The 19,122-nt window shown below is 70.8% G+C and carries 15 protein-coding genes; 5 read left to right on the top strand and 10 right to left on the bottom strand.

Annotated features, from left to right (window positions below):
* The first annotated feature begins 107 nt into the window (after nt 1-107).
* Nucleotides 108-1,286 (top strand): acyltransferase family protein, encoded by a 1,179-nt coding sequence (locus G6N30_RS19655; RefSeq protein WP_134058239.1) that lies wholly within the window; start codon nt 108-110, stop codon nt 1,284-1,286.
* On the opposite strand, the gene G6N30_RS19650 is transcribed toward G6N30_RS19655, so the two are convergent.
* A complete protein-coding gene (locus G6N30_RS19650) occupies nt 1,255-2,730 on the bottom strand; it encodes an AMP-binding protein (RefSeq protein WP_134058237.1) in 1,476 nt (491 codons plus the stop codon). The genes G6N30_RS19655 and G6N30_RS19650 overlap by 32 nt on opposite strands.
* 1 nt (nt 2,731) lies before the next feature.
* Nucleotides 2,732-3,709 (bottom strand): phosphotriesterase family protein, encoded by a 978-nt coding sequence (locus G6N30_RS19645; RefSeq protein WP_134058235.1) that lies wholly within the window; start codon nt 3,707-3,709, stop codon nt 2,732-2,734.
* 118 nt (nt 3,710-3,827) lie between these two features.
* Between G6N30_RS19645 and G6N30_RS19640 the strand changes: the two genes are divergently transcribed.
* The gene (locus tag G6N30_RS19640; protein WP_134058233.1) at nt 3,828-5,429 is read left to right on the top strand and encodes an MFS transporter; all 1,602 of its coding nucleotides are present in this window, start codon (nt 3,828-3,830) and stop codon (nt 5,427-5,429) included.
* On the opposite strand, the gene G6N30_RS19635 is transcribed toward G6N30_RS19640, so the two are convergent.
* From G6N30_RS19635 to G6N30_RS19625, 3 genes are all read right to left on the bottom strand, one after another.
* Nucleotides 5,404-9,603, bottom strand: coding sequence for an alpha-(1->3)-arabinofuranosyltransferase (locus G6N30_RS19635; RefSeq protein ID WP_134058231.1), 4,200 nt, complete (start codon nt 9,601-9,603; stop codon nt 5,404-5,406). The genes G6N30_RS19640 and G6N30_RS19635 overlap by 26 nt on opposite strands.
* A 64-nt stretch (nt 9,604-9,667) precedes the next feature.
* On the bottom strand, nt 9,668-9,841 hold the full coding sequence (locus G6N30_RS19630; protein ID WP_134058229.1) for a DUF2613 domain-containing protein: 174 nt from the start codon (nt 9,839-9,841) through the stop codon (nt 9,668-9,670).
* 25 nt (nt 9,842-9,866) lie between these two features.
* Nucleotides 9,867-10,352 (bottom strand): universal stress protein, encoded by a 486-nt coding sequence (locus G6N30_RS19625; RefSeq protein WP_134058227.1) that lies wholly within the window; start codon nt 10,350-10,352, stop codon nt 9,867-9,869.
* A gap of 71 nt (nt 10,353-10,423) precedes the next feature.
* Here G6N30_RS19625 and G6N30_RS19620 point away from each other — a divergent pair, with 71 nt between their 5' ends.
* Nucleotides 10,424-11,614, top strand: a complete 1,191-nt coding sequence (locus G6N30_RS19620; RefSeq protein WP_166674617.1) for a glycoside hydrolase family 3 N-terminal domain-containing protein — start codon at nt 10,424-10,426, stop codon at nt 11,612-11,614.
* Here G6N30_RS19620 and G6N30_RS19615 read toward each other — a convergent pair.
* Nucleotides 11,583-12,785 (bottom strand): amidohydrolase family protein, encoded by a 1,203-nt coding sequence (locus tag G6N30_RS19615; protein WP_134058223.1) that lies wholly within the window; start codon nt 12,783-12,785, stop codon nt 11,583-11,585. The genes G6N30_RS19620 and G6N30_RS19615 overlap by 32 nt on opposite strands.
* A 97-nt stretch (nt 12,786-12,882) precedes the next feature.
* Between G6N30_RS19615 and G6N30_RS19610 the strand changes: the two genes are divergently transcribed.
* A complete protein-coding gene (locus G6N30_RS19610) occupies nt 12,883-13,545 on the top strand; it encodes a TetR/AcrR family transcriptional regulator (protein ID WP_134058221.1) in 663 nt (220 codons plus the stop codon).
* Here the strand turns inward: G6N30_RS19610 and G6N30_RS19605 are convergent.
* The 4 genes from G6N30_RS19605 to G6N30_RS19590 form a co-directional block, all read right to left on the bottom strand.
* Entirely contained in the window at nt 13,542-14,630 is a 1,089-nt protein-coding gene (locus tag G6N30_RS19605; RefSeq protein ID WP_134058219.1) for a methyltransferase, read from the bottom strand. The two genes, G6N30_RS19610 and G6N30_RS19605, sit on opposite strands and share 4 nt — an antisense overlap.
* Nucleotides 14,631-14,676: 46 nt before the next feature.
* Nucleotides 14,677-15,081 carry a hypothetical protein gene (locus tag G6N30_RS19600; RefSeq protein ID WP_134058218.1) on the bottom strand — a complete coding sequence of 135 codons (405 nt, stop codon included), beginning with the start codon at nt 15,079-15,081 and terminating at the stop codon, nt 14,677-14,679.
* A gap of 128 nt (nt 15,082-15,209) precedes the next feature.
* On the bottom strand, nt 15,210-16,058 hold the full coding sequence (locus G6N30_RS19595) for a MaoC/PaaZ C-terminal domain-containing protein (protein WP_134058216.1): 849 nt from the start codon (nt 16,056-16,058) through the stop codon (nt 15,210-15,212).
* A 1-nt stretch (nt 16,059) separates the two neighbouring features.
* Nucleotides 16,060-17,421, bottom strand: coding sequence for a 3-oxoacyl-ACP reductase (locus G6N30_RS19590; RefSeq protein ID WP_134058215.1), 1,362 nt, complete (start codon nt 17,419-17,421; stop codon nt 16,060-16,062).
* Between the two features lie 128 nt (nt 17,422-17,549).
* Between G6N30_RS19590 and G6N30_RS19585 the strand changes: the two genes are divergently transcribed.
* Nucleotides 17,550-18,833, top strand: coding sequence for an acetyl-CoA C-acetyltransferase (locus tag G6N30_RS19585; RefSeq protein WP_134059247.1), 1,284 nt, complete (start codon nt 17,550-17,552; stop codon nt 18,831-18,833).
* Nucleotides 18,834-19,122 lie beyond the last annotated feature (289 nt).

Raw genomic sequence — 19,122 nt, 5'->3', positions numbered from 1 at the left:
GGCCGGCAAAACCCGTTCGACCCTAACAGCAGACATTAAGGCCGGAACTTACTACGAGACCATGTGCCCCGGCCTGCTCGACCTGCCACGCTGGCACACTGGTCGCCGTGACGAGCACCCAGGAGATCGGCGGCACGCGATCCTTCCTGCCCGCCGTCGAGGGGCTGCGGGCCTGCGCGGCCATCGGCGTCGTCGTCACCCACGTGGCCTTCCAGACCGGGCACACCGGCGGTGCCGACGGGCGGTTCTTCGGCCGCTTCGACCTCGCGGTCGCGGTGTTCTTCGCGCTGTCGGGGTTCCTGCTGTGGCGCGGTCACGCCGCCGCGGCGCGCGGTCTGCGCGCCGCCCCGCCGACCGCGCACTACCTGCGGTCGCGCATCGTGCGCATCATGCCGGGCTATCTGGTCGCGGTCGTGATCATCCTGGCGGTGTTCCCGGACACGAAACCGGACCTGACGGTGTGGCTGGCCAACCTCACCCTGACGCAGATCTACGTGCCACTCACCCTGACCGCCGGGCTGACCCAGATGTGGAGCCTGTCGGTGGAGGTCACCTTCTATCTGGTGCTGCCCGTGCTGGCGCTGCTCGCGCGGCGGCTGCCCGTCGCGGCGCGCATCCCGGTCCTCCTCGCCGTGGCGGCGGCGAGCCTGCTGTGGGTGTACATCCCGTTCGACCCGGACTCCGGGCACAACCTGTGGAACTGGCCGCCCGCGTTCTTCTCGTGGTTCGCCGCCGGCATGGTGCTGGCGGAGCTGACCGTGATGCCGGTCGGGTGGGCGCACCGCCTGGCGCGGCGCCGGATGCTGATGGGGCTGATCGCGGTCGCCGCGTTCACGATCGCCGCGTCGCCGCTGGCCGGCCGCGAGGGACTTCAGCCGGGCACCGTCGGCCAGGTCACACTCAAGACCGCGATGGGTGCGGTGCTCGCCGGGGCGCTGCTGGCGCCGCTCGTGCTCGACCGGCCGGACACCGCGCACCGCATCCTGGGCAGCCGCGTGATGGTGACGCTCGGCCGGTGGTCCTACGGCTTGTTCGTCTGGCACCTCGCGGCGCTGGCGATGGTGTTCCCGATGGTCGGCGAATTCGCGTTCAACGGCCACATGCCGCTGGTGCTGGCGTTGACGCTGGCGTTCGGCTTCGCGCTCGCGGCGGTGAGCTACGCGCTGGTCGAAAGCCCGTGCCGCGAGGCGCTGCGGCGGTGGGAGTTCCGCCGCGCCACCCCCGCGCACCGCGCGCCGCCGCTCGACAGTGCGGTCAGCGACGTTGCGGAGCCGATCTCGCGATGACCTCGGCGCGCACGGCCGACCGGCGCGCCTTGCCGGCGTCGTCGCGCAGCGGCTGGTCGGTGAACTCGACGGTGCGCGGCACCTTGTAGCCCGCGAGTTGTCCGGCGACGAACTCCGTCACCGCCGCTTCGTCGAGCGCCGACCCGGGCGCCGGCTGGACGAGCGCATAGGGCACCTGGCCGAGGTCGCCGTCGGGGACACCGACGACGAGGCACGACAGCACGTCGGGATGCGCGGAGAGCGCCGACTCGATCTCGGCCGGGTACACGTTGCGCCCGCCGACGGTGAACATGTCGACGCGCCGGTCGTTGAGGTAGAGGAAGCCGTCCTCGTCGAAGTAGCCGAGGTCGCCCAGCGAGTCCCAGCCGTCGCGGCTCTTGGCGGTGCTGCCGATGTAGCGGTAGGTGGGGGCGGCGCCCGGCGAACGGCGCATGTAGATCTCGCCGACCACGCCGGGCGGGCAGCGGTTGCCGTCGTCGTCGAGCACCGTCATCTCCCCGGCCACCACGACGCCGACCGAACCGCGATGCGCCAGCCACTGCTCGCCGGAGATGAACGTCAGCGCCTGTAACTCGGTGCCGCCGTACAGTTCCCACAGCACCTGCGGACCCAGCAGATGGATCCACGCCTCCTTCACCGCCGGCGGGCACGGTGCGCCGACATGCCAGAACCGCCGGATCGACGTCAGGTCGTAGGCCTGCGGATCGGACCGGTACACCGGCAGCAGCCGCTGCATGATCGTGGGCACCGTGGTCAGAAACGTGACCCGGTGCTGGGTGACCAGGCGCAGGAACTCGTGCGGGTCGAACCGGGGCATGACCACCAGGTGGTGTCCCATCAGCAGCCCGATCGCGAACGTGGTGAACCCGGTGTTGTGACTCATCGGCACCGAGATCAGGTTGACGTCACCGGGCTCGGCGCCCAGCGGCACGCCGATCGCCGGTGGCACCCGGCTGTCGCCGCCGGCCTCGATGAGCTTCGGCCGGCCGGTGCTGCCGCCCGACGCCATCGACTTCCACACCGGCGACACGGCCTCCGGTAGCGGTTCGGCCGACAGGGTGGGATCGGGCACGAAATCGACTGAAACACTGGGTGATATGCCGTTGGGGTCGTCGCGGCCGACGAGCAGCGCGGGTGGGCGCAGCGCCAGCAGCCCGGCCAGTTCGGCGTCGGGTAGCCGGGCGGACAACGGTTGCGGCACCGCACCCAGCTTCCACGCCGCGAGTACCGCCTGCACCCACCCGATCGAGTTCGGGAGCAGCACCGTCACGTAATCACCCTGTCGCACACCGAGTTCGGCGAACGCGCGAGCCAGCCGGTTCGTCGCCGCGTCGAGTTCGCCGCGGGTGACGGTGCGACCGGCGCAGGTGACCGCCGGTGCGTCGGGATCCCGCGCGGCCAGGTGCGAGAACTGGGTTCCGATCGGAGGTACGCCGTCGACCACGTCAGTACCCGCCCGAGTGCTCGAAGATGCGCCGCGGATTTTCGACCAGCATGGTGGTGATCTGCTCCTCGGTGACGCCGCGGGCGCGCAACGCGGGCAGCACGTCGTTGTGAATGTGCAGATAATGCCAGTTCGGCATGGTCTGCGTCACCGTCTCCTCCGGCAGCGCGTCGAAGAAACAGGCGGTGTCGTGGGACAGCACCATCCGGTCGGCGTGCCCGCGTTCGCAGAGCGCCGCCACCGTGGCCACCCGGTCCTCGAACGGCAGATACGCGTCGATGCCGAAGCGGTCCATCCCGAGGTAGGAGCCCGCCGCCATGAGCTCCTCGAGGTAGCCGAGGTCGGTGGTGTCCCCGGAGTGGCCGATCACCACCCGGGACAGGTCGACACCCTCCTCGGCGAAGACGCGCTGCTGTTCGAGCCCGCGGCGGGTGGCGGCGTGGGTGTGGGTCGAGATCGGTACGCCGGTCTGCCGATGGGCCTGGGCGACGGCCCGCAGCACCCGCTCCACACCCGGGGTGAGGCCGGGTTCGTCGGTGGCACATTTGAGGATCGCGGCTTTCACGCCGGTGTCGGCGATGCCGTGCTCGATGTCGCCGACGAACATGTCGGTCATGTACTCGTCGCCGCCGAACGGGGTGCCCGGGCCGGTGAAGTGGAAGAAGAACGGCACGTCGTTGTAGGTGTAGAGCCCCGTCGCGACGACGATGTTGAGGTCGGTGGCCGCGGCGATGCGGGCGATCCGCGGGATGTAGCGGCCGAGCCCCACCACGGTGAGGTCGACGATCGTGTCGACCCCGCGGGCCTTCAGCTCGTCGAGCCGGCGGATCGCGTCGGCCTCCCGCTCGGCCTCGTCACCCCACGCACCGGGATAGTTGAGCAGGATCTCGGTGGTCATGATGAACACGTGCTCATGCATGAGCGTGACGCCGAGGTCCGCGGTGTCGATCGCTCCAGCTGCGGTATTCAACTGTGGCACAAGCCCGATGCTAGGGCGGCCGATCCGGGGGTGTCGGCGTTTGGCGGGATCGGCGGCACGCCGGTTCTTACCGGCCGCCGCAGTGGGTACCCGGTACCGACCCCGAGGAGGGACCCGTATGGCTACACCCCGCACCCGACCCGTGGTGTCCTCGTGGGCGCCGCTCGCATCCCCGGTGTACCGGGCGCTGTGGATCGCGCAGTTCGTGTCGAACCTCGGCACCTGGATGCAGACCGTGGGCGCGCAGTGGATGCTGGTCGGCGATCCCGGGGCCGCGGTCCTGGTTCCGTTGGTGCAGACAGCGACGACCCTGCCCGTCATGCTGCTGGCCCTGCCCTCGGGCGTGCTGGCCGACCTGGTCGACCGGCGCAGACTGCTGATCGCCACCCAGGGCGCGATGGCCTCAGGGGTGGCGGCGCTGGCGACACTCAGCGGGTTCGGGCTGGCCACCCCGACGGTGCTGCTGCTCCTGCTCTTCCTGATCGGGTGCGGCCAGGCGCTGACGGCCCCGGCGTGGCAGGCGATCCAGCCGGAACTCGTTCCGCGCGAACAGATTCCGGCAGCGGCCGCGCTGACCAGCATGAGCATGAACGGCGCGAGGGCGATCGGGCCCGCGGTGGCCGGCGTGCTGGTCAGCGTGTCCGGGCCGACCACGGTGTTCGCGCTCAACGCGATCTCGTTCGTCGGCATCGTGATCGTCCTGCTGGCGTGGCGGCGGCCCACCACCGAAGCGCTGATGCCCGTCGAACGCCCGCTGTCCGCGCTGAGCGCGGGCGGCCGCTTCATCCGCAGCTCACCGGTGGTGCGGCGGATCCTGCTGCGGACCGTGCTGTTCATCGCGCCTGCCAGCGCGCTGTGGGGTCTGCTCGCGGTCATCGCCGCGAATCAGCTGAGCCTGTCGTCGTCGGGATACGGGGTGCTGCTCGGCGCGCTGGGTGTGGGCGCGGTACTGGGCGCGGTGGCGTTGTCGCGGTTGCAGGCCGCCTTCGGGAACAACCAGCTGCTGGCCGCCGCGGCCGTCGGTTTCGCCGTCGCGACCGTGGTCCTCGCGACCGTGCACATCATGGCCGTCGTGCTCGTCGCGCTGGTACTGGGTGGGCTGTCGTGGTTGCTGACGCTGTCGACGCTGAACGCCTCGATGCAGCTGAGCCTCCCGGCGTGGGTGCGGGCGCGGGGACTGTCGGTCTACCAGCTGGCGTTCATGGGCGGGCAGGCGATCGGCTCGCTGGTGTGGGGTCTGGTCGCCGGCGCGACCAGCGGGGTGACGGCGCTTCTGATCAGCGCCGCACTGCTGGCCGCGTGCGCCGTGTCGGTGCTGTGGTGGCCACTGCACCCCGCCACCGGCAACCTCGACGTGACGCCGTCGGCGCACTGGGGTGAGCCGGCGCTGGTGTTCGAACCCGATCCGCACGACGGGCCGGTCGTCGTGCTGCAGTCCTACCTGGTGGCGCCCGAGGACGAGGCGGGATTCCTCGAGGTGATGGCGCGGGTTCGCCGGTCGCGGCAGCGCACCGGGGCGATGCAGTGGGGACTGTTCCGCAGCGGCGAGTCCGCCGACACGTTCGTCGAGCTCTTCCTCGTCCGGAGCTGGGACGAACACCTGCGCCAGCACCTCGTCCGGCAGACCGGACTGGACCTCGCCCTCGAGCGGGAGATCGAGAGGTTCGTGCACGGCGAATCGACGCTGCGTCACTTCATCGCGGTGCGGTCCGTCCGCTGAGCGGCACCGCGGAGGCGGCCAGCACCGCCACCGACACCAGCGCCAGCAGCTGCACACCGGCCGAGTGCCCGACGTAGCCGTCCACCGAACGCCACGGGTGCTGGGACAGCACCATTCCCGCCAGCGTCAGGCCACCGGCGCTCCCCACGAGGACCAGCCGGTCGCGGAGCCGTTCGCGGCGACGCAACAGGTACCCGATCCCGAGCGCACCGCCGACCACGAGCACCCCGGCGACCCCGGAGATCACCGACCCGACCGTGAGCGCCCCGGCCGCGGCCAGCGCGACCGGCGGCTGCCACGGGCGGGCGGGCTGGTCGTCTCGGCGGCGGCGTGCGGGCAGCAGCGCGAGCAGGGCGAGGACCGGCAGCAATGCCAGACCGACGATCAGCCCGGCGCGGTAGAGCGTGTTCGACCGGAAGGACAGTGTGACGGTGCCGTCGGTGTCAGCGGGCACCACCCAGCCCTGCTGCCAGCCGTTGACCACGATCGGGGTCAGCTCGTCGCCGCCCGGCCCGCGAGCCCGCCAGCCGGGGTTGACGCTCTCGGGCACCACCAGCACGCGGTCGCGCTGTGCCCCGGTCACTGTCACCTCGCGCCGGTCGGCGTCCCAGACACCGGTGTCGGCCGGGGTGGCCGATGCGGGAGCGATGTCGCGGGCCTTCGGGGTGGCCAGCTGGACGCCGTCGACGACGAAGGTGGCGCCCGGGCTGATCAGGAGTTCCTGCTCACCGGCGGGCAGTGCGATCGGTTCGGTACGGCAGGGCCGCGCCGGCACCGGTTCGCCGTCGAGCAGCGCGCCGACGGTGGTGGTCACCGACGTGGGCACGAACTGTCCGGCGACACCGATGATCGGGCCCTGTCCGCACGGCAGGTGCACGGCGCGGGCGCGGTTGCGGGACCCGTCGGCCGCCCCGATCGGATTGCCACCCCGGTCCAGCGCGGTGACCTCCGCCAGGCCGGGCGGTTTGAGCTGATCGAAGCCCAGCGACGTGCGGTCGATGATGTCGTTCCAGTTCAGCAGCGACACCTCGACGGTGTCGGTGCGGTGCGGCGCGAGGGCGATGGTCTCCGTCCCGCTGTCTCCGGAGAGGCGACGCGCCTGCGGGCCGTTGCCGAGGTCGACGGCCACCATCGTCGGATGGGCGGGCGGTTCCGTCGCGCTCGGCGTGATGCGCAGCGCGGCGACCTCGGTCGGGGCGGGCAACGTCAGCGTCAGGGTCGGCGGGGTCCGGTGCTGGACGACGCGCTGCGGCGCCGTCCACGCCGTGCGCGGATCGCCGTCCCCGGCGGCGAAGGCCGAGCCGAGGACGTCGAGGGCGTCGGCGTCACCGGCGACCAGGGTGGTGCCGGGCTGGCGGATCAGCTCGGCCAGTCGCGGCCCCTGCCGTGCGCGCACCCACACCGTCGGCTGCACCTGCGTCGGCTCGGGCACCGTCAGGGTCCGGCTCAGGTTGACCGGCTCTTCGGGTGAGAGTGCCATCGCCGCAGCGCATTTCACGCCGTCAGGACTGTCGACGCAGCCCGGCCGGCCCAGCAGTTCCGAGCCGAGATCCCACTGCGCCACGGCCGACCCCGCGGGCGGTCCGGGCACCGCCACGGTGTGCCGTAACTGGATCGGCGTGGCGAACCCGTTGGCGTCGTACTGGGTGACCGACAGGTCGGTGATGCCGAACTGCACACCCGCCGACCCGTCGTCGGTACCGGTCGCGGTGATCCGCACCCACGGGGTCTCGCCGTAGGGCAGGGCGACGGTCAGCGGTTTGCCCGCCTCTTCGAACCGCAGGGTGCTGGTGCCGTTGACGGTCGCCACCTCCATCCGCCGGATCTGCGCGCCGACCGCGGTGGCGCTCGGCGTGACGGTGATGGTGGCGTTGGTGACCGGTTTGTCGAAGTCGACCTGCAGCCACTGCCCGAGGGCGGACTGCAGGGCGTTGGACACCCAGCTGGTCGACGTGTCGGCGTCGATGGCGGCGGTCGGGCCGGTGGCCGGTGCGACGTTGGGCAGCGCGGTCGAATCGGCGGCCGAACTCGACACCGACAGCCGTCCGCCCGTCCACCGGCCGTACACGAGGTCGGCGCCTCTCGACGGGTAATCGGGGACCCGGTTGAAGGTGTGCCGCGGATCGTCGGGGGTGCGGATCGCCGAGGAGTGGTCGTCGACGCGGCCGTAGTCGGTCTCCCGCGCCGCCGGGGTGTCGGTGACGGTGACCAGCGGCGCGGCCAGGCCGGCGCGTTCGGCGTCGGCGGTGAGCAGCATGGGGCCCAGCGGCGGCCGGTCGAGCAGGCGGCGGCGTTCGTCGAGCCGCAGCAACGCCTCGGGGGCGCCGTCGACCCGGGCCATCGCGTCGGCGTCCACCAGATACGGCGCCGACGGGTTGCGCTGCGCCTCGACGCGGTAGATCTCCACCGCCGGATAGCGTGGCCGCAGCCCGCTGTCGGAGACGAACCCCTCGAGGGTGCCCGCGCCGACCGGGTCGCCGAACTGCGCCACCCTGGTCAGGCCGGGGGAGCCGTCGATCGCGCGGTGCACCAGCACCGGCCGCGCCGAGCGCGACGATTCGGGATCCAGGTCGTTGCGCACCACCACGTACGAGATGCCCTGCCGGGCAAGGGTGTCGGCGAGCCCCGCGGAGGGCCGGCCGGAGGCGAACAGGCGTTGCACCGAGTCGAGGGCGCGGATCGTCTCCGGCGGGGTCAGCGGGATCGAATCGCGCACCCCCCACGGGCTGTCGCCGAGCACCTGCAGCGGTTCGTCGTGGCTGCTGCCCCACACCTGGGTGGCGAACGGCGCGCCGGGCGCGACCAGTACCCGTCCCGCGGTGGGATCGCCGGTGTTGTTGGCGTCCAGCCACCGGGCGGTCTCGTGCCAGTAGCCGGGGATCGCGGTGAACGCCCCGGGCGGGGTCAGCCGGCCCGTCCACGCCAGCGACGTCCCGGCGGCGACCGCGGCGAGGACGACGATGGCCACGGCCACCCGGCGGTCCCGCTCGGGATGGGCGAACGCCTGCAGCCACACCGGGCGCGGTGCGCTGCCCGGCAGCGGGATGCGGGCCAGCAGGTGGATCACCCCGAGCGCGAGCGGCAACCGCACCACCGGGTCGAGCTTCTGCAGGTTGCGCAGCGGCGTGCCGTCCCCGTCGAGGAACGCCTGCACGGCGGCGGCGACCGGGGAGCCCAGCCCGCCGGAGTAACCCGCCGCGAGCAGCGCCACCCCGACCAGCAGCATGGTGATCAGCCGGCCGCGGGCCGGCATCGAGCGCAGCGCCAGACCGGCCAGCCCGGCCGCGGCGATCAGCGACGTCGCCAGCACCGCGAGGCTGCCGGTGACCAGCGTCGAACCGGCCGTCGCGGTCGGGGCGACGAACGGTGTCCAGCTGCCGGTACCGCGCAGCATCTCGGTCAGCGACATCCACTGCGTGGTGACACCGGACGATTCGATGAAGTCGAGGAACGGCGGGCTGATCCGGCCGAGCAGCAGCAGCGGGATCACCCACCACAGCACGGCGAGCGCCGCACACCCGAACCACCATGCGGTGAACCGCAGCCACAGCCGGTTGGGCCGATGGCACGCCCACCAGAGCACCGCGGCCAGACAGCCGGTCAGGGTCGCCACCGCGTTCACGGCGCCCATCAGCGCGATCGCCCCCGCGGACCGGGCGGCCAGCAGCCGTGTCGAACCCGGCCCGCGCCTCAGTACTCCCATCCCTCCGGTCCCGCCCAATGCCAGGATGACCGGCAGCAGGACCCACGGCGCCAGCATCATCGGCAGCGTCTCCGACGACAGGGCGCCCAACGTGGTGAGCACCCGTGGCGACAGCGCATAAGCGACCGCGCCGATGACCCGGGACGCCGGGCTGCCGAGGCCGAGCGCCTCGGCGACCCGCACCACACCCCAGAAGCCGACGGTCAGCAGCAGCGCCCACCACAGCCGCTGGGTCACCCAGCCGGGCAGGCCGAGGAGGTCACCGGCGAGGAAGAAGGTGCCGTGCGGGAAGAGATAGCCGTAGGCCTGGTTCTGGGCCTGGCCGAACGGCAGGTCGCTGTTCCACAGGTTGGCCGCGCGGGCGAGGAACCGCAGGGGATTCGCGGTGAGGTCGAGTTTGGTGTCGGGCGAGATCTGTCCGGGCGACTGGGCGAATGCCAGGACGAGGGCCACGACGGCGGCCACCCACATCCACCGCCGGGAGAGCGGCTGTGCTGCGTCAGCGGCTACGGACGGTGCGGGGGCGAACCGGGAACTAAGTGCGGTCGCCGTACTCGACCCTGTTGAGTACCGATGACGCCGGATCGCCCGCTTGGAGCGGAGGCTTGCTGTCCTCCTGCACCATCAGCGTCACCCCGAACACGGCCGCCGCCCCGAGCAGCAGGCCCACGACGATGCTGGCCGCGGCGGGGACGATGAACCGATCCATGGCGCCAAAACTAGCATGCGGCCGCTCAGCGGCCCGGCGGCACGATGAGCACCGGACGGTGCCCGTGCCGCAGCACCCGGTCGGCCACGCTGGACTGCAGCAGCGAGCGCAGCCCGGTGGTGCCGCGGGTGCCGGTGACGATCAGGTCGGCGTCCAGCGCGTCGGCCGTCTCGATGATCGTGTTCCACACGGTGCTCGTCGAGGCCGCGCACAGCGGTTCTGCGGCCAGGCCCGCGGACCGGGCGAGGGTGATGCCTTCGGCGTTGATGCGCAGGGCGTCGGCGTACGCCATGTCCTCGTCGTCGAGGTCCGGCAGCGGGTCCGGCGGTCCGTCGAGATCCAGCGGCACAGGTTCGGGTCCGCGGTATGCCGGAGTCCACACCGTGAGCACGACCGCGCGGTTGCTGGACAGGAATCGGCCGGCGTAGTGCACGGCCCGCCGGGCGTTGTCGGTGCCGTCGAAGGCGATCACCATGACCTCCGCGGCCGAGTCGTCGGCTTCGGCGGTCATCACACCTCCTCGTGTCTTCCCCGACCCTAGGACATCGACCCCCGCTGCCGAAGCGGTTAGTGTCAGGGCCCATGGCTTGGACCCGAGGACTGTGCACACTGGTCGCGACGTCTGGATTGCTGGTGGCGTGCTCGTCGCCCGCGCAGGAACCGGCGGCCGCACCGACGTCCGCCGAGGTCGGTATTGCGGCCACGGCCGCCCCGAACGTCCCGCTGAAGGCGCCGGTGCCGCTGGCGCCCGGCGCCCCCGCGTGCGGTCAGGGCGCGGCGGTGCTCTCCGAGCTGTCGACCCGCGACAAACTCGCCCAGCTGCTGATGGTCGGGGTGTCCGACGCCGCCGACGCCCGCGCGGTCGTCGACAACCACCACATCGGCGGCATCATGATCGGCAGCTGGACGGATCTGTCCATGATGGGAGCTCCGCTGGCCGAGATCGCCGGTTCGGCGGGACCGCTTCCGCTGGCGGTCAGCGTCGACGAGGAGGGCGGCCGGGTGTCGCGGCTGGCCGGGCTCATCGGCAGCCAGCCCTCGGCCCGCGCTCTCGCGCAGAGCTCGACGCCCGAGCAGGTCTACGGCATCGCGTTGGAGCGCGGCCGGGCGATGCGCGGACTCGGGGTCACGATCGACTTCGCGCCGGTCGTCGACCTCACGGGTGCCAGTGCCGCCATCGGTGACCGATCCTTCGGAGACGACCCGGCGACGGTCACCGAGTTCGCCGGCGCGTACGCCCGCGGCCTGCGCGACGCCGGTGTGCTGCCGGTTCTCAAACACTTCCCGGGCCACGGCAACGCCTCCGGCGACTCGCACACCGAGGGCGTCGTAACCCCACCGCTGTCCGAGCTCCAGAACTCCGACCTCGTGCCGTACCGCACACTGACGACGCAGGCCCCGGTCGGCGTGATGGTCGGCCACATGCAGGTGCCCGGGCTGACCGGCAGCGATCCGGCCAGCCTGAGCCCGGCCGCCTACCAACTGTTGCGATCCGGTGGCTACGGCGGCCCTGGCTTCAACGGCCCGGTGTTCACCGACGACATCTCCAGCATGCGGGCGATCACCGACCGGTACGGGGTGGCCGACGCGGCGCTGCGCGCACTGCAGGCCGGCGCCGACACCGCGCTGTGGGTGACGACGGCCGAGGTGCCCGCGGTGCTCGACCGGCTCGAACAGGCGTTGGCCGGCGGCGAGCTGACGATGGCGCGCGTCGATCAGTCGGTGCTGCGAATGGCGGCGGTCAAAGGCCCGAATCCGCGCTGCGGCGGCTGAACCCGTACACCCGTTCGGCGTTGTGCACGCCGATCATGTCCACGATCCGGATGGCATCGGCTTCGGTGCAGTTGCCGGTGCGGATCCAGTCCCCGAGCACCAGGCCCATCGCGCGCCGCCACAGCACCGAGCCGAGCAGGTGCAGCTCGGGCGGTCCGAACGCATCGGACGAGTACAGCTGTTTGGCGAACGGCGCGGTGTCCAGCGCCTCGGCGACCAGCGACGTCGACCGCACGCCCAGGTGGTTGATCGCGAGCCCCACGTCGAAGTGCACGTGGTCGAACGCCTGGGCGAGGTAGCCGGCGTGGCGGTGGAACGGATAGCAATGCAGCAGCATGACGGGGACGGGCCTCATCGTGCGCAGCAGTGGTAACAGCAGTAGCGGATCCGTGCGGTGCAGGTCGAGGTCGCGGTCACCGAAGCCCACGTGCACCTGGATGGGCAGCCCCCGGTCGGCCGCCTCGTGCACCGCGAATGCGATCAGCACCGGATCGTCGACCCGTAGCTCTCCGCCCCGCGCGGCGAGCCGTCCCGCGGACTCGACCACGGCCGCCTCGTCCGGACGTGACCAGTCGACGTCGAAGCCGGTGCGGTACGCCGCGATGGTCTTCACCCCGACAGTGTCCGGATCGGCCACGGCGCGGTCGAGAGCCGCCCGGAACGCCTGCGGATAGTCCGGTGCTGCGGCGCCGGCCTCGAGCAGGTCCTCGGTCAGCCGTTCCAGCCGCAGAATCGATGACGCCGCGACGCCGCTGGACGCGGTCATCTGTTCCGGCGTGCTGATCTGGTCGCCCTTGAAGCCCGTGTCGACCACCCAGCGCGCCACCCCGGCGGCGCGCAGGAAGCGCCCGGAGAGCTCGTCGGGTCCGAATTGCGCTCGCCGCGACCAGTATTCGTCGCCGCTCGCGAGCGGCTCGAGGCCCAGCACCGGGGCACACCACCGGCGGATCGCCAGTCCGATCGGTGAGTCGAACTGCGTCATGAACTCCGGCACCGGATCGGTCGACCCCTCGTTGAGGGCGGCCTCGAACCCGGCCCGGTCGACGGGTCCGGTGAACGCGCCGTGCACGTGGTGGTCGACGAGGTCGGCGTCACGCAGGTGTCGGGCGAGGCCGTCGGGCACCTCGGCGCGCACACCGGCGAACACGTCGAGGTGTTCATCAACCGGCATAGAGCGACCTCCTCGACCTCGACCTTGCTGCAGTGGACCGTCGCGCGCAAGGCGTCCTGAGTCCGCCTCGTGGTCGCTGATTGCTTACCCTGGAGCGATGGCCGGTGGAACCAAGCGTTTGCCCCGCGCGGTGCGCGAGCAGCAGATGCTCGACGCGGCCGTGCAGATGTTCTCGGTGAACGGCTATCACGAGACGTCGATGGACGCCATCGCCGCGGAGGCGCAGATCTCCAAACCGATGCTGTACCTCTATTACGGCTCCAAGGAGGAGCTGTTCGGCGCCTGCCTGGACCGTGAGCTCAGCCGCTTCGTCGACGAGGTACGCAGCAAGATCGACTTCACCCAGGGCGCGCGGGACCTGCTGCGTAACGCGGTGCTGTCGTTCCTCACCTACATCGACACCAACCGGGCCTCCTGGATGGTGCTGTACACGCAGGCGACCAGTTCCCAGGCCTTCGCCCACACCGTGCGCGAGGGCCGTGAACGCATCATCGAACTGGTCAGCCGGCTGCTGCAGGAGGGCACTCGTCATCCCGAACCGGACACCGACTTCGAGATGATGGCCGTCGCGCTCGTCGGTGCGGGTGAGGCGATCGCCACCCGCGTCAGCACCGGCGACGCCGATGTCGACGAGGCCGCCGAGCTGATGATCAACCTGTTCTGGCGCGGCCTGAAGGGCACGCCGTCGGACACCGGCGGGCAGGAGCGCAGCGACGCGGGCGCGGTCAAGGACGCCGACGCCGCCGTCGCGTCGAACTAGACCGCCCTGCCCTCGATCAGGCTGATCGGGGCGACCGTCGGCACCACCCTGGTCAATTGGAATCCGGCCTGTTCGAACAGTTTCCGATATTCCGCCTCGGTGCGCTCGCGGGCGGCGGTGGCCATCAGCATCTCCAGATCCGTCCAGTTGCCGATGAACGCACGGGGGTGTTCCGGGATGACGAACTCGGCCAGCAGCAGGACGGCGCCGGTGTCGGCGGCGGCGCGGATGTTACGCAGGATGGTCAGCGCCTGATCGTCGGGCCAATCGTGGATCACGTTCTTGGCGACGTAGGCGTTCGCGCCGGCCGGCACGCTGTCGAAGAAGGATCCGCCGACGATCTCGACCCGGTCGGCGACACCGTGCCTGCCGAGCAGTTCGGGAGCGCCCTCGACGACCTGCGGCAGGTCGTAGAGCACGCCGCGCGCCGACGGGGTGGCGGCCAGGATCGCCGCCAGGAACCGGCCGTGGCCGCCGCCGACGTCGAGGATCTTGGCGAACGGGCTGAAGTCGTAGGCCGCGGTCAGCGGGACCACCGCGGTCTCGGACAGGTTCGTCATGGCGTCGTTGAAGATCTCGCCCAGTTCGGCGTTCTGGGCGAGGTACTCGAACCCCGGCATGCCCCGCAGCTTCGGGACGGTCGCCTCGCCCGTGCGGACCGCGTCGAGCAACGCGCTCCAGTGTTCGCGGTGGGCGGGGTGTCCGACCATCCGCGCCATCCCGGCCACCGACATCGGCGCGTCGGTGCGCAAGGTCTCACCCAGTGCGTTCAACGCGTATCGGCCGTCGCGACGCTGGGTGAAGACGCCCTCTCCGATCAACGCCCGCATCAGCCGTGCCAGGGCGTCAGGATTCGCGCCGACCCGCTGCGCCAGTTCGCCGATCGGCAGCGGTCCGTCGGCGAGTGCGTCGGCCACCTTCAGGTCGGCCGCCACCGTGATGCCCTGGGCGACCCATGCGCCGAGGATCTTCTCCAGCATGACCGCCGACGGCGGCGCACTTCTCTGACGCAGCCGATCGAGGCCGTACCGCAGTCCTTCGACGGCGCGGGCCACCCGCACCGGCGGAACCTTCGAGGTGCTCACGGCAGCACTGTACGAAACTCAGTGCGTGCCGTCTCGGTGTTTGCCGTCAGAGCATCGCGGTGTACGGACCGAGATGCTGACAGAGTGGTGCCGGCGGCTGCCCGACCCACCTCCCGCATCCCCTGCCCGTCGCGGTGTAGCTGGTACCGGGGACGTAGGGCGAATAGACGACCCGTGCGCCGTCCCGGCCACGCGACTGCACGCATGTGGTGGCCGGGTTGCCGGTGATCTGTAAGCAGGCCACGGTGTAGTCCGGTTCGGCGGACCACCCGCACTCGACCGGTTGCAATGTGGCGGCGACGGCGGGGGCACCGGCGTCCGGCACCACGACGGGGTTCGAGAGGGTGAACGTGCATGGTGGGGAGGGTTGGGCGTGCGCGTCGGTGGCGCCGACGACACCTGCCAGAGCTGTGGTCGCGGCCACCGATAGAGCCAGGCACGCCCGGATCATGGCTGAATGGTAGAGCCGATCGCCGGGGTTTCGGGGCTGATTCCGCCGACGCCGAGACTGCTGGGAGATCACGAAATCTCGAGAATCGGTGATCTCACCGCAGTCTCGGCGACCGACTGTGCTCGCGTCTACAGTGCGCGGACCGTGCCCGTCAGATGCGGCTCACCCTTCTTGAGGTTGCGCAGTGTGAGGTTCCAGCCGCCGTCGGCGCTGCGGTCGACGTAGAGCCCCGCCTTGGCCGGCAGCACGACGGGTTTGGCGAACCGCACCGAATACTGCACCGCCCCGGGCAACTGACCCTCGATGTTGGCCAGCACCGCCGCCGCCGAGAACATGCCGTGGGCGATCACGGTCGGGAAGCCGAACAGTTTGGCGGCGACGGGGTTGGTGTGGATGGGGTTGTGGTCTCCACTGACCGACGCGTAGTGCCGGATCTGGCCGGCGGTGACGCTGAGCAACGCGTTGGGCGGGCCGAGTTTCGGTTGCTTCTGCGGGGGCGGCTTCGGCTGATCGGACAGGCTGGTGCGCTGCTGGTGCAGGAACGTCGTCACCTGGTGCCACGCCAGCTCGTTGCCCACCTTGACGTCGGTGACCACGTCGACCAGCAGACCGCGCCGGTGCTCGCGCAGGTTCTCGGCGTGCACCGCGACGGAGACGGTGTCGCTGACCGAGATGGGCCGGTGCTGGGTGATGTGGTTCTCGATGTGCACCGAACCCATTGCCGCGAACGGGAAGTCGAATCCGGTCACCAGCGCCATCACCGTCGGGAAGGTGAGCGCGAACGGGTAGGTCAACGGCACGGTGTCCCCGAACTGCAGACCGGTCACAGCGGCGTACTCGGCGACGTTGACGGGATCGATCGTCAACTCGTCGACGGTCAGCGTGCGATCGGGCAGCGACTCGCCGCGGGGGACGAACGGCAGCGCACCGGCCGCCGCGCGCAGCAGATTCCTGGTCCCGCTGGGTTGTCCACTCATGTCAGGCCCCCAGCATGGCTTGGCCGCACACCCGAATGGTGTTGCCCGTCACCGCATTCGACGCCGGGCTGGCGAAGTAGGCGATGGTCTCGGCGACGTCGACGGGCTGACCGCCCTGGTAGAGCGAGTTGAGCCGGCGGCCCACCTCGCGGGTGGCGAACGGGATGGCCTCGGTCATCTTGGTCTCGATGAACCCCGGAGCGACGGCGTTGATCGTGATGCCCTTTTCGCGCAGTTTGTCGGCCAGCGCATCGGTGAGCCCAATCATCCCGGCCTTGGTGGTGGCGTAGTTCGTCTGCCCGCGGTTGCCGGCGATCCCGGCCATCGAGGACAGGCCGACCACCCGGCCGCCCTCGCCGAGGACGCCGTTGTCCACCAGCCCCTCGGTCAGCCGCAGCGGGGCGAGCAGGTTGACCGCGATCACCGAGTCCCAGCGGCCCTCGTCCATGTTGGCCAGCAGCTTGTCGCGGGTGATGCCGGCGTTGTTGACGAGGATGTCGAGCTTGCCGCCGTGATGTTCGCGGACGTGCGCGGCGATCTTGTCGACGGCGTCGGGAGCGGTCACGTCGAGGGTCAGGGCGGTACCGCCGACCTTCTCGGCGACCTTGGCCAATTCATCCGTCGCCCCCTCTGGAGCTTTCATGTCGACGGCGACGACGGCCGCGCCGTCACGGGCGAACACCTCGGCGATCGTCGCGCCGATGCCGCGCGCCGCGCCCGTCACGACCGCGACCTTGCCGGCCAGCGGCTTGTCCCAGTCGGCGGGTGGCGCGGCGTCGTCCGGGCCGACCCGGTACACCTGGCCGTCGACGTAGGCGGACTTGCCGGACAGGATGAACCGCATCGTCGACTCTAGGCCGGTGGCGGCGGTCTTGGCCTGCGGCGACACGTACACCAGCGATGCGGTCGCCCCCCGACGCAGTTCCTTGGCCAGCGAGCGGGTGAAGCCTTCCAGCGCGCGCTGAACGATCTGCTCGTGGGGGCTCGACGCCTCGTCGGGATCGGTGCCGATGACGACCAGCCGCGCGTTCGGGGTGAGGTTGCGCAGCAGTGGGGTGAAGAACTCGTACAGCCCCTTGAGGCCCTCCGGTTCGGTGATGCCGGTGGCGTCGTAGACCAGCCCGCCGAAGGTGTCGGCCCACCGGCCGCCGATGTTGTTGGCGACGACGTCGTAGTCCTCGGCCAAGGCGGCGCGCAAGGGTTCGACGATGCGACCCTCACCGGCGATCAGCAGGGCGCCGGGCAGCGGCGGCTCACCCGGCCGGTAACGGCGCAGGGTTTCCGGCTGCGGGACGCCCAGCTGTTTGGCGAGGAAGGAACCGGGGCCCGAGTGAACAATTTGGGTATAGATGTCGGAGGCCACTTCTGCTGCCTTTCGTCCGCGGAGTGGAGGATCCCCTCCGAACTTACTCCTGAGTAAGAACGGTGGGTAATATCGGGTGTTACATAGCCGGAACGACAGTGGAGGCAAACGTGGCTGACGGCAGAACGATGCGACGGGTCGCCGTCGTGGGCGGCAATCGGATTCCCTTCGCCCGCTCGGATGGCGCATACGCGAACGCGTCCAACCAGGACATGTTCACCGCGGCCCTGGGTGGGCTGGTCGAGCGCTTCAACCTGCAGGGCGAGAAGCTCGGCGCGGTCATCGGCGGCGCGGTGCTCAAACACAGCCGCGACTTCAACCTGATGCGCGAGTGCGTGCTCGGCAGCGCGCTGTCGTCGTACACCCCCGCCTTCGACATCCAGCAGGCGTGCGGCACCGGTCTGCAGGCCACCATCGCGGCGGCCGACGGCATCGCGGCCGGCCGCTACGAGTCGGCGGCGGCCGGCGGCGTGGACACCACCTCCGACGCCCCGATCGCCTTCGGCGACGAGCTGCGCAAGACGCTGCTGGGGCTGCGGCGCGCCAAGTCCAACGTCGACCGGCTCAAGCTCGTCGGCAAGCTGCCCGCCGCGGTCGGCATCGAGATCCCCGTCAACAGCGAACCGCGCACCGGCATGTCGATGGGCGAGCACGCCGCCATCACCGCCAAGGAGATGGGCATCAAGCGCGTCGAGCAGGACGAACTGGCCGCCGCCAGCCACCGCAACATGGCCGCCGCGTACGACCGCGGATTCTTCGACGACCTGGTCACGCCGTTCCTCGGGGTCTACCGGGACAACAACCTGCGCGCGGATTCGTCGGCCGAGAAGCTGGCCAAGCTCAAGCCGGTGTTCGGCGTCCGGCACGGCGACGCCACGATGACCGCGGGCAACTCCACCCCGCTGACCGATGGCGCCTCGGTCGCGCTGCTGGCCTCCGAGGAGTGGGCGCAGCAGCACGGCGTCGAACCGCTGGCGTACTACGTCGACGGGGAGACTGCCGCGGTCGACTACGTCAACGGGCGCGACGGCCTGCTGATGGCGCCCACCTACGCGGTGCCGCGCCTGCTCGCCCGCAACGGGCTCACCCTGCAGGACTTCGACTTCTACGAGATCCACGAGGCGTTCGCGTCGGTGGTGCTGGCACATCTGCAGGCATGGGAGTCCGAGGAGTACTGCAAGGAGCGGCTGGGGCTCGACGCGGCGCTGGGCTCGATCGACCGTTCCAAGCTCAACGTCAACGGCTCGTCGCTGGCGGCTGGGCACCCGTTCGCCGCGACCGGCGGCCGGATCGTGGCGCAGCTGGCCAAGCAGCTGGCGGAGAAGCGGAAGCAGACCGGCCAGCCGGTCCGCGGCCTGATCTCGATCTGCGCCGCCGGTGGCCAGGGCGTGGCCGCGATTCTCGAGGCCTGAGAAATTTGCTGAAACTTTTCTCCGGGGACGTGTAACGCCCCCGTCGCACCCGCCGATACACCTGATAGCTCCGTGTTGCCGTCTGACCCCCCGACCCGACGGCAACACGGGGCCATCTTTCTGCGATCGACCGCTTGCACCTCTGGTTTGAGGGGAATCCGAGGCGTACGATCGGACGCACGACGGGTTCGGGAGTGACGATCCAAATAGCCGGTGCAGGGGTGAACAACCGGCGGCGCGAGACACAGTGAAGACGCCCCCACTGTCCTCCCGAACCCGCCCTCATGCC

This window comes from Mycolicibacterium litorale (assembly GCF_010731695.1).
Taxonomy (GTDB): domain Bacteria; phylum Actinomycetota; class Actinomycetes; order Mycobacteriales; family Mycobacteriaceae; genus Mycobacterium; species Mycobacterium litorale.
The sequence above is the reverse complement of the archived record's forward strand: the minus strand, read 5'-3'. Positions and strand labels throughout refer to the sequence as shown.

Coding starts and splice junctions, on each gene's coding strand:
- G6N30_RS19640 (WP_134058233.1), top strand. CDS start 3,828: ATGGCTACACCCCGCACCCGACCCGTGGTGTCCTCGTGGGCGCCGCTC.
- G6N30_RS19635 (WP_134058231.1), bottom strand. CDS start 9,603: ATGTGGGTGGCCGCCGTCGTGGCCCTCGTCCTGGCATTCGCCCAGTCG.
- G6N30_RS19630 (WP_134058229.1), bottom strand. CDS start 9,841: ATGGATCGGTTCATCGTCCCCGCCGCGGCCAGCATCGTCGTGGGCCTG.
- G6N30_RS19625 (WP_134058227.1), bottom strand. CDS start 10,352: ATGACCGCCGAAGCCGACGACTCGGCCGCGGAGGTCATGGTGATCGCC.
- G6N30_RS19620 (WP_166674617.1), top strand. CDS start 10,424: ATGGCTTGGACCCGAGGACTGTGCACACTGGTCGCGACGTCTGGATTG.
- G6N30_RS19615 (WP_134058223.1), bottom strand. CDS start 12,785: ATGCCGGTTGATGAACACCTCGACGTGTTCGCCGGTGTGCGCGCCGAG.
- G6N30_RS19610 (WP_134058221.1), top strand. CDS start 12,883: ATGGCCGGTGGAACCAAGCGTTTGCCCCGCGCGGTGCGCGAGCAGCAG.
- G6N30_RS19600 (WP_134058218.1), bottom strand. CDS start 15,081: ATGATCCGGGCGTGCCTGGCTCTATCGGTGGCCGCGACCACAGCTCTG.
- G6N30_RS19595 (WP_134058216.1), bottom strand. CDS start 16,058: ATGAGTGGACAACCCAGCGGGACCAGGAATCTGCTGCGCGCGGCGGCC.
- G6N30_RS19585 (WP_134059247.1), top strand. CDS start 17,550: ATGCGACGGGTCGCCGTCGTGGGCGGCAATCGGATTCCCTTCGCCCGC.